Annotated in this window: 13 protein-coding genes; 10 read left to right on the plus strand and 3 right to left on the minus strand. The window is 65.6% G+C overall.

Annotated elements, in window-relative coordinates:
• The first annotated feature begins 2 nt into the window (after positions 1-2).
• Positions 3-470, plus strand: coding sequence for a RidA family protein (locus tag ATE67_RS18170; RefSeq protein WP_058818060.1), 468 nt, complete (start codon positions 3-5; stop codon positions 468-470).
• A 7-nt stretch (positions 471-477) separates the two neighbouring features.
• Complete coding sequence (locus tag ATE67_RS18175) at positions 478-1,626, plus strand: GNAT family N-acetyltransferase (RefSeq protein WP_058818061.1); 1,149 nt, start codon at positions 478-480, stop codon at positions 1,624-1,626.
• Here the strand turns inward: ATE67_RS18175 and ATE67_RS18180 are convergent.
• Positions 1,623-1,937, minus strand: coding sequence for a sel1 repeat family protein (locus tag ATE67_RS18180; RefSeq protein ID WP_058818062.1), 315 nt, complete (start codon positions 1,935-1,937; stop codon positions 1,623-1,625). The genes ATE67_RS18175 and ATE67_RS18180 overlap by 4 nt on opposite strands.
• A gap of 141 nt (positions 1,938-2,078) precedes the next feature.
• Entirely contained in the window at positions 2,079-2,918 is an 840-nt protein-coding gene (gene panC, locus ATE67_RS18185; protein ID WP_058818063.1) for a pantoate--beta-alanine ligase, read from the minus strand.
• 83 nt (positions 2,919-3,001) lie between these two features.
• On the opposite strand from panC, the gene ATE67_RS18190 reads away from it, so the two are divergent.
• The 6 genes from ATE67_RS18190 (at position 3,002) to ATE67_RS18215 (ending at position 8,774) form a co-directional block, all read left to right on the plus strand.
• Entirely contained in the window at positions 3,002-3,820 is an 819-nt protein-coding gene (locus tag ATE67_RS18190; RefSeq protein WP_058818064.1) for a division plane positioning ATPase MipZ, read from the plus strand.
• A 25-nt stretch (positions 3,821-3,845) separates the two neighbouring features.
• Complete coding sequence (gene pgmG / locus ATE67_RS18195) at positions 3,846-5,228, plus strand: phosphoglucomutase/phosphomannomutase PgmG (protein ID WP_058818065.1); 1,383 nt, start codon at positions 3,846-3,848, stop codon at positions 5,226-5,228.
• A gap of 249 nt (positions 5,229-5,477) precedes the next feature.
• Positions 5,478-6,290 carry an LPS export ABC transporter ATP-binding protein gene (gene lptB / locus ATE67_RS18200; RefSeq protein ID WP_156417103.1) on the plus strand — a complete coding sequence of 271 codons (813 nt, stop codon included), beginning with the start codon at positions 5,478-5,480 and terminating at the stop codon, positions 6,288-6,290.
• A 14-nt stretch (positions 6,291-6,304) separates the two neighbouring features.
• Entirely contained in the window at positions 6,305-7,768 is a 1,464-nt protein-coding gene (gene rpoN, locus ATE67_RS18205) for an RNA polymerase factor sigma-54 (protein ID WP_058818066.1), read from the plus strand.
• Positions 7,769-7,939: 171 nt separating this feature from the next.
• Complete coding sequence (gene ykgO / locus ATE67_RS18210) at positions 7,940-8,065, plus strand: type B 50S ribosomal protein L36 (RefSeq protein ID WP_003046794.1); 126 nt, start codon at positions 7,940-7,942, stop codon at positions 8,063-8,065.
• 97 nt (positions 8,066-8,162) lie between these two features.
• A complete protein-coding gene (locus ATE67_RS18215) occupies positions 8,163-8,774 on the plus strand; it encodes an HAD family hydrolase (RefSeq protein WP_058818067.1) in 612 nt (203 codons plus the stop codon).
• A 189-nt stretch (positions 8,775-8,963) separates the two neighbouring features.
• Here the strand turns inward: ATE67_RS18215 and ATE67_RS18220 are convergent, their stop codons facing one another.
• Positions 8,964-11,102 (minus strand): S9 family peptidase, encoded by a 2,139-nt coding sequence (locus ATE67_RS18220; protein WP_058818068.1) that lies wholly within the window; start codon positions 11,100-11,102, stop codon positions 8,964-8,966.
• Positions 11,103-11,184: 82 nt separating this feature from the next.
• Between ATE67_RS18220 and ATE67_RS18225 the strand changes: the two genes are divergently transcribed.
• Both ATE67_RS18225 and ATE67_RS18230 read left to right on the plus strand, forming a co-directional pair.
• A complete protein-coding gene (locus tag ATE67_RS18225) occupies positions 11,185-13,011 on the plus strand; it encodes an aminopeptidase P family protein (RefSeq protein WP_058818069.1) in 1,827 nt (608 codons plus the stop codon).
• Positions 13,012-13,018: 7 nt separating this feature from the next.
• Positions 13,019-13,480, plus strand: coding sequence for an acyl-CoA thioesterase (locus ATE67_RS18230; protein ID WP_058818070.1), 462 nt, complete (start codon positions 13,019-13,021; stop codon positions 13,478-13,480).
• Positions 13,481-13,592: the final 112 nt, after the last annotated feature.

The following is a 13,592-nucleotide window of genomic DNA, read 5'->3' on the forward strand; positions in this document are numbered from 1 at the left end:
TCATGTCCGACATCGCCGCCAAGCTCGCCGAACTCGGTCTCGAACTGCCCAAGCCCGCCGCGCCGGTCGCCGCCTATGTGCCGGCCGTCGAGCATGGCGGGTTGCTCTATATCAGCGGCCAGCTGCCGTTCCGCGACGGGCAGGTGGTCACCGGCCGGCTTGGCGACGATACCGATGTCGCGAGCGGCTATGATGCGGCGCGCCGCTGCGCGCTGATGCTCGTGGCGCAGATTGGACAGGCGCTGGACGGCGACTGGTCGCGCGTCGAGCGTGTTGTCAAGCTTGGCGTCTTCGTCAACAGCGCGCCCAGCTTCACCGACCAGGCCAAGGTCGCCAACGGCGCGTCGGAGCTGTTCGAATCGCTGTTCGGCGAAGCGGGCCGCCATGCGCGCGCTGCGGTCGGCGTCGCCGTGCTGCCGCTCGGTGCGTCGGTGGAGGCCGACGCGATCGTCGCGGTGAAGGCCGCCTAGGACCATCGTGGCCGAAGCCGACCCGCCCCAACGCACCCTATCGCTCGGCACCGGCGTTGCCGCGATCGAGGCGGCGGCGTGGGATGCGCTTGCGGGAGACGGCAACCCTTTCGTCAGCCATGATTTTCTGGCGCTGCTAGAGGAATCGGGGAGCGTTGGGCCGGGCACGGGCTGGCAGCCCGCGCCGATATTGGTCGAGGATGCGTCGGGCGCGCTGATTGCTGCCGCGCCGGCCTATCTCAAGTCGCACAGCCAGGGCGAATATGTCTTCGACCATGCGTGGGCCGACGCCTGGGCGCGCGCAGGCGGCGATTATTATCCGAAGCTGCAGATCGCGGCGCCCTTCACCCCGGTGCCGGGTCCGCGGTTGCTCGCGCAGGATGACGAGGCGGCGCTGCTGCTGATCCGCGGCGCCGAGGCGGTGGTGCGGCAGAATGGGCTGTCGTCGGCGCATGCCACGTTCGTGGCGCCCGAACAGATGCCGGTGTTCGAGCAGGCCGGCTGGCTCGTTCGCCGCGACATCCAGTTTCATTTCGCGAATGCCGGTTACGCCGGCTTCGACGATTTCCTCGCTACGCTGACCTCGGCGAAGCGCAAGCAGCTGCGCAAGGAGCGGGCGCGCGCGGTCGAAGGATTGCGGATCGAGGAACTGACCGGCGACGCGCTCAAGGCCGAGCATTGGGACGCGATGTGGGCCTTTTATCAGGACACCGGCGCGCGCAAATGGGGGCATCCGTACCTGACGCGGGCAGCCTTCGACCTGATGGGCGCGCGCATGGCCGACCGGATCATCCTGCTGATCGCCTATGACGGCGCGGCGCCGGTCGCGGGCGCGATGCATCTGATCGGCGCCGACACGCTTTACGGCCGCTATTGGGGCTGCCTTCGCGAGGTCCCTTATCTGCATTTCGAGCTATGCTATTACCGCGCGATCGACATCGCGATCGCGCGCGGCCTCCGCCGCGTCGAGGCCGGGGCGCAGGGCGGGCACAAGCTGGCCCGCGGTTACGGCCCCGTCGCGACCTGGTCGGCGCATTTCATCGCCGATCCGGGCTTTCGCCGGGCGGTCGCGGATTACCTTGAGCAGGAACGCCGCGCCGAGGAAGTCGAGATGGAATGGCTCGAAGGGCATATGCCCTTCAGGCGGAAGGATTAGGCGGCAAAGCGGCGGGTGGCCGGACGGCGCGCCGTCTCGTCGAGCCAGGCGCGCGCCTGACGCTGCGCTTCGGCGATTTCGTCGCGGGTCATTTCGTCGGACAGGTCGGCGCGGCATTGCTGGCCTTCCTTGTTGCCGCCGAGCGCCGCGAGATTGAACCATTTATGCGCCTGGATCAGATCGACATCGACGCCGCCGGTTCCGGTTGAAAAGGCGATGCCCAGATCGAAATAGGCATTCGCGTCGCCGCGCGCCGCCTCGAGCAGACGGCTTTCGATCAGGTACTGGGCAGACTTCAGACTGTTAGCCATGATAACCCCCTTTGGCTCCACCCCACATGGAAACCTCGGGGTCCAAATTTGCGGCTTATGGTCAACAAAGCGTTAACGGCGCGGCGAGTTTTTTGTGGATATAGGGGAAAGGCCGCAGAAATGCGTCGATTTCGCCGTTAATCAAGCGACCGCAAGATTGTCGATCAGGCGCGTTTTGCCCATTCTCGCCGCCGCCAGAAGCCGCGCCGGCTTCCTGAAAAGGCTCAATCTTTCCAGGCTCTCGGCGTCGGCGAGCGCGACATAATCGACGCTGTCGAACCCGCCCGCGACGATGTCGGCCTCGGCCTTGGCGAGCGTTTCGGCGATGTCGGCGCCGCCGGCGATCGCCTTGGCAGCGGCCTTCAGCGCGTTGGGAAAGGCGACTGCGGCGGCGCGCTGATCCTTCGAGAGATAGGCGTTGCGCGACGACAATGCGAGGCCGTCGCTGTCGCGGGCGATCGGTGCGCCGAGGATGTCGAGCGCGAAGTCGAGGTCGCGCGCCATGCGGCGGATGATCGCGAGCTGCTGCCAGTCCTTTTCGCCGAAGATCGCCACGTCAGGCCGGACCTGATTGAACAGCTTCGACACCACCGTCGCGACGCCGTCGAAATGGCCGGGGCGCGCCGCGCCGCAATAATCGGCGCCGAGCTCGGCGACCTCGACATGCGTGCTGTGCCCGCCCGGATACATCGTCGCCACGTCGGGCGCCCAGAGCAGGCTGACACCTTCCTCGACCAGCAGCGCGGCGTCGCGGTCCTCGTCGCGCGGATAGGCGGCGAAATCCTCGTTCGGGCCGAACTGCGTGGGATTGACGAAGATCGAGACGATCACATGATCGGCAACACGCTTCCCCATGCGAACGAGCGACAGATGGCCCGCGTGCAGGGCGCCCATCGTCGGGACCAGCGCGACGCTTTTGCCGCCTTGCTGAAGCGCCGAAACAGCACGGCGCAGCATCGCGATGTCACGGATGATTTGCACGCTCGCCCGCCCTCCGATATTGGCGGCGCAACTGCCACCCAAGCGGCTCCCATGCGCCGCCAACCGGAAAATCGCAACGCCCCATGTCTCAGACGTCGACGCCCGCCCCGCACCGCATCATCTTTGCCAATGAAAAGGGCGGGACCGGCAAGTCGACTTGCGCGGTGCATTTCGCGGTCGCGCTCGCAACCCAGGGCTGGCGCGTCGCGGGACTCGATCTCGACCCGCGCCAGCGCACCTTCCATCGCTACCTCGAAAATCGCGAGAATACGGCGAAGCGTCGCGAGATCGACCTGCCGACGCCGGTGTTCGAAGTGTTCGAGGGCTCGACGATCGAGGAACTCGACGCGCAGGTGGCACGGCTTTCCGAAGGCGCCGACTATTTCATCGCCGACACCCCCGGCCGCGACGATGTCTTCGCGCGTCATCTCGCGACGAGCGCCGACACGCTCGTCACTCCGATCAACGACAGCTTCATCGACTTCGACCTGATCGGGCAGGTCGATCCGGAAACATTTCAGGTCGTGCGCCCCAGCTTCTATTCGGAGCTGATCTGGGACACGCGCAAGGCGCGGGCGAAGACCGACGGGCGGACGATCGACTGGATCATCCTGCGCAACCGCCTCCAGCATGTCGATGCGCACAATATGCGCCGTGTCGGCGAGGCGCTCGGGCAGCTGTCGCGCCGCGTGGGCTTTCGCGTCATCCCGGGGCTGGGCGAGCGCGTCATCTATCGCGAGCTGTTTCCGGCGGGCCTCACCCTGCTCGACAAGGCGCATCTCGGCGGCATGGGGATCGGCCATGTCGTCGCGCGGCAGGAACTGCGCGAGGCGATGGGCGGATTGAACCTTCCGGCGCGCGAGCGGTTGCATCCGGACGGCGACCTGTTCGCCGCGGCTTGACCTTCTCTTCCCAAAGGGACCGACGATGACCCACCTTTTCCACCCCACTATGCTGCGCGAATATGACATCCGCGGGGTTGTCGGCGATACGCTGTCCGACAAGGATGCCTATGCGATCGGGCGCAGCTTCGCGACGCTGATCCGCCGCGATGGCGGACGGCGGGTTGCGGTGGGCTATGACGGCCGCCTGTCGTCGCCGATGCTCGCCGACGCGCTGGTCGCGGGCATCAACGCGGCGGGCGTCGATGCGCTGAATGTCGGGTTGGGGCCGACGCCCATGCTCTATTATGCGGCCTCAACCGAGGATGTGGACGGCGGCATACAGATAACCGGCAGCCACAATCCCCCCGACTATAACGGCTTCAAGATGGTGTTTCAGGGACGTCCGTTCTTCGGCGCCGACATCCAGCGGATCGGCCAGATCGCCGCGGCCGGCGACTGGGAGGCTGGCGAAGGCGCGGCGGAGAGCATCGACATCGTCGACGCCTATGTCGACCGGCTGGTCGAGGGGTTCGCCGGCGGCGCTTTCCGGGTCGGCTGGGATGCCGGCAATGGCGCCGCGGGCACCGTCATCGAGAAATTGACCGCGCGCCTTCCCGGCGAGCATCACCTTTTGTTTACCGACATCGACGGCCATTTTCCGAACCACCATCCCGATCCCACCGAAGAGAAGAATCTGGCCGACCTGAAGAAGCTCGTCGCCGAGAAGAGCCTCGATTTCGGCGTCGCTTTCGATGGAGACGGCGACCGCATCGGCGCGATCGACGGCGAAGGCCGCGTGATCTGGGGCGATCAATTGCTGCAAATCTATGCCGCGGCGGTGCTCAAGGACCGGCCCGGCGCGACCGTCATCGCCGACGTGAAGGCCAGCCAGGCGCTGTTCGACCGCGTCGCCGAGCTGGGCGGCAAGCCGCTGATGTGGAAGACCGGCCACAGCCTGATCAAGGCGAAGATGAAGGAAACCGGCAGCCCGCTGGCGGGCGAGATGAGCGGGCATATCTTCTTCGCCGACACCTATTATGGCTATGACGATGCGCCCTATGCCGCAGTGCGGCTAATCGAGGCGGCGACGAAGCTCGGCAAGAGCGTCACCGAGCTGCGCGGCGAGATGCCGGCGATGGTCAACACCCCCGAGCTGCGCTTCCAGGTCGACGAGGTGCGCAAATTCGCCATTGTGGACGAGGTTCTGGCGCGGCTCGCCGCGTCGGGCGCAACGGTCGACCGGACCGACGGCGCGCGCGTGCTGACCGACGACGGCTGGTGGCTGCTCCGCGCGTCGAATACGCAGGACGTGCTCGTCGCCCGCGCCGAGGCGAAGGACGAGGCGGCGCTCGACCGGCTGATGGCGGCGATCGACGACCAGCTGGCGCAATCGGGCGTCGAGCGTGGCGAGACCGTAGGGCATTGAGCCGACGATCCTCCCTGTGGCGAAGCCATGGGGAGGTGGCGGCCCGCGGGGCCGACGGAGGGGCGAATGCGCAAACGTCGCGGCCCCTCCGCCACCGCTTCGCGGCCGCCCCCCTCCCCATGGCCTGCGGTCCCAGGGCGGATGCTTCTCGTTGCCGCCCGAATACCCTGCAAAAATCTTGCCAGATTGACCTTGGCCGCGTCGCTGGGGTAACGGCGCATGGGGGCTAGAAACGGAACCGACCGACCTATGACCGACGAATCCACCGTGGGGACGCTGACCGACGACGATCATGGCGTCGCCGAGCACAGGGCGCATGCCCATGAGGATGCGGCGACGGGCAACGGCCTGGCGGTCATTTCGATCGCCAAAAGCTATGACAAGCGGGTCGTGCTGTCGGACGTGTCGCTCTCGGTCGGCAAGGGCGAGGTCGTCGGTCTGCTCGGCCCGAACGGCGCGGGCAAGACGACCTGCTTCTATTCGATCATGGGGCTGGTGAAGCCGGATGCCGGGCGCATCATGCTGGACGGGTCGGACATCACCGCGCTGCCGATGTACCGCCGCGCAATCCTCGGTCTCGGCTATCTGCCTCAGGAAACCTCAATTTTTCGCGGCATGACCGTCGCGCAGAATATCGAGGCGGTGCTCGAACTCGCCGAGCCCGACAAGGTGTCGCGCGAACGACGGCTGGAGGAGCTGCTCGACGAATTCGGCCTCACCCGGCTGCGCGATTCGGCGGCGATGGCGCTGTCGGGCGGCGAGCGCCGCCGCGCGGAGATCGCGCGCGCACTCGCCGCAAACCCCTCGATCATGCTGCTCGACGAACCTTTCGCGGGCATCGACCCCTTGTCGATCAGCGACATTCGCGACCTCGTCGCCGACCTCAAGACCCGCGGCATCGGCGTGCTGATCACCGACCATAATGTGCGCGAGACGCTGGACCTCGTCGACCGCGCCGCGATCATCTACGACGGCAAGGTGCTGCTTGCCGGTTCGCCGGCCGAACTCGTCGCCGACCCCGAGGTGCGCCGCCTCTACCTCGGCGAGGGCTTCTCTTTGTGAGCAGCTAGTCCCTGATGGCGTTGGGTCCGCGCCTCGATTTACGCCAGTCGCAATCGCTGGTGATGACGCCGCAATTGCAGCAGGCGATCAAGCTGCTTGCGCTGTCGAACCTCGAACTCGAAGCCTATCTGGCCGAGGCGCTCGAGGGCAATCCGCTGCTCGACGCCTCGCCCGCCGACCGCGACGACGATAGCGGCCCCGACGAAGGCGGCGGCGAGGCGCCGGTCGCCGCGGTGTCAGGCGAGACCGACACCGATCAGGCGCTTTCGTCCGACGCCGGGACCGCCGACGACCTCGACGTCGATTTCGGCGAGGAGCGTTTCCACCACGACAGCGCCAGCGATTCGGTCGGCCTGTCGGGCGCCGGCGAGGATATCGACTTCGACAGCTTCGCCGAGCATGACGGCACGCTCCACGACCATCTGATGGCGCAGGTCGGCGAGCGCTTCGACGGGATCGAGGCGATCGTCGCGGGCCAGCTTGTCGCGCTGATCGACGAGGCGGGCTATCTCCGCGCCGATCTTTCCGAGCTGGCGGCGCAGCTTGGCGTCCCGCTCGCCCTGATCGAGGAAGTCCTCACGGGCATTCAGCTGTTCGATCCCTCGGGGGTCGGCGCGCGTGACCTCGCCGAATGCATCGCGATCCAGGCGCGCGAGGCCGACCGCTACGATCCCGCCATGGCCACCATGATCGCGCACCTCGATCTGGTCGCGAAGGGCGCCTTCCCGCAGCTGAAGCGCATCTGCGGGGTCGATGACGAAGATCTCGCCGACATGATTCGCGAACTGCGCGGCTATGATCCCAAGCCCGGGCTGAAATATGGCGGCGAGGGCGTGCAGGCGGTCGTTCCCGACCTGTATGTCCGCCAGACCGCGAAGGGCTGGGCGGTCGAGGTCAACAGCGGCACGCTACCGAGGCTGCTCGTCAACCGCCGCTATTATGCCGAGCTGGCGACGGGCGCAGCGGCGAAGAGCAAGGCGTGGCTGTCCGAACAGCTTGCGGGGGCGAACTGGCTCGTCCGCGCGCTCGACCAGCGCCAGCGCACGATCGTCAAGGTCGCGAGCGCGATCGTCAAGCAGCAGGAAGGGTTTTTCCTCCACGGCGTCGCGCACATGCGCCCGCTGACGCTGCGGCAGGTCGCCGAAGAGATCGGCATGCACGAATCGACCGTCAGCCGCGTCACCAGCAACAAATATCTGAGCTGCGCGCGCGGATTGTTCGAGCTCAAATATTTCTTCTCGTCGGGCATTTCGGCGACCGAGGGCGACGGCGCGGTGTCGGCCGAGGCGGTGAAGAGCCGGATCAAGGCGATGATTGAGGCTGAAGACGCCAAGGCGATTCTCTCCGACGAGACGATCGCGCAGAAACTGTCGGCCGAGGGCCACGACATCGCGCGGCGCACCGTGGTCAAATATCGCGAGGCGATGGGCTATGGCTCTTCGGTGCAGCGGCGGCGGCAGAAAGCGCTGGCGGGTTAAGGACCTCGTCACCCCGGACTTGATCCGGGGGTCCATGACGTCGCCGCAGCTATGGATGCCGGATCAAGTCCGGCATGACGAAATTAGGGGAGTGAACCGGTTGACTTTTTGCCCGCATCCCCATAGTTGCGCCGCTTCGCGTCAATACGCCAAGATTTACGGACAGAGATCATGAAGATTCGCAACAGCCTGAAGTCGCTGAAGGACCGCCACCGGGATAACCGCGTTATCCGCCGCCGTGGCCGCACCTATGTGATCAACAAGACCAACCGCCGCTTCAAGGCGCGCCAGGGCTGATGGCCCTGCCGGGGCGTTTTCCGCCCCGCGCGCATTGCGAAGTTAGCGTAACGCCGTCGGATGCTTCCGGCGGCGCTTTCGCGTGTCTGGAGGCCCCATGATTCGCCAGAGCGTGATCTTCGACGTCGGCCGCGTCCTCTTTGACTGGGACCTGCGCTATCTGTTCGCCAAGCTGATCGACGACAGGGACGAGCTCGAATGGTTCGTGACGCATGTCGTGACGCCGCAGTGGCACTTCCAGCACGACGCCGGCCGCCCGCTCGCCGAGATGCTGCCCGAGCTGAAAGCCGAATTTCCGGGGCACGACGCGCTGATCGACGCCTATGCGGCGCGCTTCAACGAGACGATTCCCGGGCCGATGCCGGGCAGCCTCGAACTGGTCGAACGGCTGGACGCTGCCGGCGTGCCGCTGTTCGCGATCACCAATTTCGGGCATGAATTCTGGGAAGGCTTCCGCCCGACCCAGCCGGTCTTCGACCGCTTCCGCGACATCGTCGTGTCGGGCACCGAGAAATTGATGAAGCCCGATCCCGCCATCTACCGCCTTGCGATCGAGCGATTCGGGATCGATCCAGCGGGCGCGCTGTTCATCGACGACGTCGCGCACAATGTTGCGGGCGCCGAATCGGTCGGGATCGCGGGGCACCAGTTTGTCGATGCGGCGGCGCTGGAGCGGGAACTGGTCGGGCGAGGGTTGCTGGCGGAATAGTCGGGGAACTCCCGCGAGCGCCGGTCTTTTTTTGGTTCACGCAAAGGCGCGAAGGCGCGAAGAAGAGGGCTTGGGCCGTCAGGCCCCTCCTTGCCATCCACGATCTGGTTTATCGCGACGTCGATGGGAAAAGGCCGCTTTGCGGCACGTGCAATCTTCTTCGAGCCTTCGCGTGCAAATCCGAAAAGCCTATTTCTCCACCCCCAGCTGCGTCAGCACGAAGGCGAACTCCTCGGCGTCCTCGTGCAGCGCCCCCCAGCGGCCCGACTTGCCGCCATGGCCCGCGCCCATGTTGGTGCGCAGCAGCAGCGTCGAATCGTTCGTCCGCGTCGCGCGGAGCTTGGCGACCCATTTGGCGGGCTCCCAATAGGTCACGCGCGGGTCGTTGAGGCCCGCCGACACGAGCATCGGCGGATAGGCTTTTGCGGTCACATTGTCGTAGGGGCTGTAGCTCAGCATATAATCGAACGCGGCCTTGTCGGTGATCGGGTTGCCCCACTCGGGCCATTCGCCCGGGGTCAGCGGCAGCGTGTCGTCGACCATCGTGTTGATCACGTCGACGAAGGGCACCCCTGCGAGAACCGCGCCCCACAGTTCGGGCGCCTCGTTATAGATCACGCCCATCACCTGCCCGCCCGCCGAGCGCCCCTCGACCGAAATTTTGCCGGCGCTGGTGTATTTCTTGGCGATCAGGCCCTTCGCGACGTCGATGAAGTCGTTGAACGTATTCTTGCGCTCGGTCGTCTTACCCGCAAGATACCAGGCGCGGCCCATGTCGTCGCCGCCGCGGACATGCGCGATCGCATAGATCATCCCGCGATCGACGAGGCTGAGCCGCGTCGTCGAGAAGCCCGGCGGGACGCGGTAGCCGTATGAGCCGTAAGCATAGAGATGCATCGGCGCGCTGCCGTCGAGCTTCGTCCCCTTTTTGTAGACGAGCGATGCTGGGATCAGCGTCTTGCCGTCGCGGCTCGGCAGATTAACCCGTTCGGTTACATATTGTGTCGCGTCGTAACCCGAAGGAATTTCCTGCACCTTCAGCGTTTCCAGCGTTCCGCTTGCCAAATCATAGTCATAGACGGTGTCGGGCGTGACCATCGATTCATAGTCGAGCCGCAATTTGTCCTGATGATATTCGGGATTGTCGCCGAGACCCGCGACATAAGTCGCCTCAGGGAATTTGATCCGGCCCGGGGTCAGCGGCGCGTCATATTTGCGGATATCGACCTGATCGAGCCCGTCCTCGCGCGCTTCGATGACGAAATAGTCGCGGAATATCGACAGGCCGGTGATGTAGCTGTGATCCGATCCGGGGATCAGCGTGGTCCACTTGCCCGGGTCCTTCACGCTCGCGGTCGCGACGCGGAAGTTCGGATGCTCGTCGTTGGTGTGGATGTAGAGCGTGCCCTCGCGCTCGTCGACGCTATACTCGCGGCCCTTCTGGCGCGCCGAGACGAGCTGCATCTTCGCCTCGGGATTGTCGGCGGGGAGCAGATACACCTCGCTCGTCTCGTTATCGCCCGTCGCGATCACGATGTAATTGTCCGCCGCGGTTTTGCCGATCCCGACCCCGAAACCGATGTCGGGCTCCTTGTAGAGCAATTTGTCGTCGGCGACGGGCGTCCCGAGCTTGTGCAGCCGGACATTGTCGGTGCGCCAATTCTCGTTCGCGAGGCCGTAGAGGATGGCGTCGTTACCCGACGTCCAGACGAGCGACGACAGCGTACCGGGGATGACATCGGGAAGTTGCTCGCCGGTATCGAGATTGCGGATCCGCGCCTCGAACCGCTCCGAGCCATTGTCGTCGAACGAATAGGCCATCAGCTTGCTGTTCGGGCTGATCGACAGTTCGGCGAGGCGGAAATATTCCTTGCCCGCGGCCATTGCGACCTCGTCGAGGATCAGCTGCGCTTCGCCGCCTGCGACGGGCTTGCGATACCATTTTTTATATTCGGCGCCCTCGTCATATTCGACCCAGTAGAGCCAGTCGCCGTCCTTTTGCGGCACGCTCGAATCGGCTTCCTTGATGCGGCCCTTCATCTCCTGGAACAGCGTCTCGACCAGCTTCGCGTGCGGCTTCATCGCCGCATCGAAATAGGCATTCTCGGCTTTCACATAGTCGAGGATATCCGCGTCATCGATCACCGGATAGCTTTGGTCGCGGAGCCAGAAATAGGAATCGGACAGCGTCTTGCCGTGCAGCGTGACTTCGTGCGGGCGCTTGTCGGCGACCGGAGCGGCGGGGCTGGTGGTCAATTTGGGCTCTTTCTCTTCGGCAAGGGCACTCGGGGACGCGACAAGCGGGGTGGTAATTGCGGCCAGAAACATCCAAATAGCGCGCATATGAAAACCCTCGCAGCGTCGCCCCGATCGGGCAGGATGGCTGCGATGTAGGAACAAGGAAGCAGCCATGTCCAGCCCCGTCCACGCAGAGCGCCTCGCCCGCGTCCGCGCCGAACTCGCCGCGCGCGGCCTCGACGGCTTTGTCGTGCCGATCAGCGACGAGCATATGAGCGAATATGTCGGCGCCTATGCGCAGCGCATGGCGTGGCTGACGGGGTTCGGGGGATCGGCCGGGACCGCGGCGGTGCTGCCGGCAAAGGCCGCGGTGTTCGTCGACGGGCGCTACACCGTGCAGGTGCGCGATCAGGTCGACGGGACGCTGTTCGACTATGTCGGCGTGCCGCAGTCGAGCGTCGCCGAATGGCTGGGCGCGAACGTCAGCGCGGGGCAGAAGGTCGGGTACGACCCGTGGCTCCACAGCATCGACTGGGCGCGCGGGCTGGAGAAGGCGATCGCGGCGAAGGGCGCGAGCCTCGTTGCCGTGACGCCGAACCCGCTCGACGCCGCGTGGGACGACCAGCCCGCGCCGAGCGACGCCGTTGTGACCGTCCACGACGCCGCGCTCGCCGGGCAGGGCGCGGTCGAAAAGCGCGAGGTCATCGCCGACTGGCTGAAGGCCAAGGGCCTCGACACGACGGTGATGACCGCGCTCGATTCGATCGCCTGGACCTTCAACATTCGCGGCACCGACGTCAGCCACACGCCGGTCGGCCTCGCCTTCGCGCTGCTCCACGCCGATGCGACGGCCGATCTGTTCATAGCGCCCGAAAAAATTACCGACGCCGTGCGCGCGCACCTCGGCAACAGCGTCCGGATCCACGATCGCGACGCGTTCGAGGCGGCGCTTGCCGATCTGTCGGGCAAGGCGGTCGCGGTCGATCCCGACCGTGCGGTCGCCGCGATCTTCACCGCGCTCGAAGCCGCCGGCGCGAGGATCGAACGCCACCGCGACCCGGCGGTGCTGCCCAAGGCGATCAAGAACCACACCGAGCTCAATGGCACCCGCGCGGCGCATGTTCGCGACGGCGTCGCGGTCGCGCGCTTCCTGAAATGGATGGAAGAGGTCGCGCCGCAGGGCGGGCTCGACGAGCTCGGCGCAGCGGCGAAGCTCCGCGCATTCCGCGATGCGAACGGCGCGCTCAAGGATCTGTCGTTCGACACCATCTCGGCCGCCGGCCCGAACGGGGCGCTGCCGCATTACAAGGTCGACGAGACGACCAACCGCGCGATCGAGACGGGCACGCTCTACCTCGTCGATTCGGGCGGGCAATATGCCGACGGCACGACCGACATCACGCGCACGATCGCGATCGGCGCCCCGACCGCCGAGATGCGCCGCCGCTTCACGCAGGTGCTGAAGGGCCATATCGCGCTTGCGACCGCGCGCTTCCCCAAGGGGACGCGCGGCAGCCAGCTCGACATTCTGGCGCGGCAATATCTCTGGGCCGACGGGGTCGATTATGCGCATGGCACCGGCCACGGCGTCGGCGCCTATCTGGCGGTCCACGAGGGGCCGCAGCGCATCGCCAAGCCCGCGGGCGGCCAGGCGGGGACGGAGGAGCCGCTGCACGCGGGCATGATCCTCTCGAACGAGCCCGGTTACTACAAGGCGGGCCATTTCGGCATCCGGATCGAGAATCTCGTTGTCGTCGTGCCGCAGAGCATCGCGGGCGCCGAGGAGGATATGCTGGGGTTCGAGACGATCACCTTTGCCCCGATTGCGCAGAACCTCGTCGAGGTGGCGCTGCTGTCGCCCGCCGAGGCCGACTGGCTCGACGCCTATCATGCGGAGGTGCTGGCGAAGCTGGGGGCAGGCATGGCAGGCGAAGAACGCGCCTGGCTGGAAGCGGCCTGCGCACCGCTTGATCGCACGCCCGCCTCGCTCGCGGCCTGAGGCCCGCATGATCGATCATCGCAGCGCCATACCGCTCGCCGATTTCCGCGTGCAGGAGCGCGTTCGCGTGCGCTTCAACGAGATCGACGGCCAGAATATTGTCTTCAACGGCAATTATCTGGTCTATGCCGATATCGGGGTGACCGAATATTTCCGGGCGCTCGGTGAGGGCCAGCCCGGCCCGTATTTTAACCAATACGGTACGGATATTCGCGAAACGCATTGCGAAATCGACTATCATGCGCCGGCGCGACTCGACGAGCTGATCACGATAGCGGCGCGAATCAGCGCCTTTGGGCGGACGAGCTTTACGCTCCATTGCGGAATTTTTCGCGGAAACGAGCGGCTGACCGATATCGAGATCAGCTACACCCATATCGATTCGGACAGCGGGCAGCCGACGGCGCTGCCGGGCAGCTTCATCGCCGAGGTGCGGCGATTCGAATCGCGCACGCCGGCTCAGGACTGATTCGCGCGCGGGCCGGTTCGAACCGGATCGTATTTCTCGACCAAAAAACTCAGCTTTTCCGGCCGAAAAGCCAAAAAAAAGGGCCGCCCAAAGGCGGCCCGTGAAAGTTTTG

The sequence above is a fragment of the Sphingopyxis sp. H050 genome (genome assembly GCF_001468265.1).
Lineage (GTDB): Bacteria > Pseudomonadota > Alphaproteobacteria > Sphingomonadales > Sphingomonadaceae > Sphingopyxis.

Excerpts from the sequence above, each read along its gene's own strand:
- pgmG (WP_058818065.1), top strand. The coding sequence starts at position 3,846 with ATGACCCACCTTTTCCACCCCACTATGCTGCGCGAATATGACATCCGC.
- rpoN (WP_058818066.1), top strand. The coding sequence starts at position 6,305 with ATGGCGTTGGGTCCGCGCCTCGATTTACGCCAGTCGCAATCGCTGGTG.
- ATE67_RS18215 (WP_058818067.1), top strand. The coding sequence starts at position 8,163 with ATGATTCGCCAGAGCGTGATCTTCGACGTCGGCCGCGTCCTCTTTGAC.
- ATE67_RS18220 (WP_058818068.1), bottom strand. The coding sequence starts at position 11,102 with ATGTTTCTGGCCGCAATTACCACCCCGCTTGTCGCGTCCCCGAGTGCC.
- ATE67_RS18225 (WP_058818069.1), top strand. The coding sequence starts at position 11,185 with ATGTCCAGCCCCGTCCACGCAGAGCGCCTCGCCCGCGTCCGCGCCGAA.
- lptB (WP_156417103.1), top strand. The coding sequence starts at position 5,478 with ATGACCGACGAATCCACCGTGGGGACGCTGACCGACGACGATCATGGC.
- ATE67_RS18180 (WP_058818062.1), bottom strand. The coding sequence starts at position 1,937 with ATGGCTAACAGTCTGAAGTCTGCCCAGTACCTGATCGAAAGCCGTCTG.
- ATE67_RS18190 (WP_058818064.1), top strand. The coding sequence starts at position 3,002 with ATGTCTCAGACGTCGACGCCCGCCCCGCACCGCATCATCTTTGCCAAT.
- ATE67_RS18230 (WP_058818070.1), top strand. The coding sequence starts at position 13,019 with ATGATCGATCATCGCAGCGCCATACCGCTCGCCGATTTCCGCGTGCAG.
- ATE67_RS18170 (WP_058818060.1), top strand. The coding sequence starts at position 3 with ATGTCCGACATCGCCGCCAAGCTCGCCGAACTCGGTCTCGAACTGCCC.
- ykgO (WP_003046794.1), top strand. The coding sequence starts at position 7,940 with ATGAAGATTCGCAACAGCCTGAAGTCGCTGAAGGACCGCCACCGGGAT.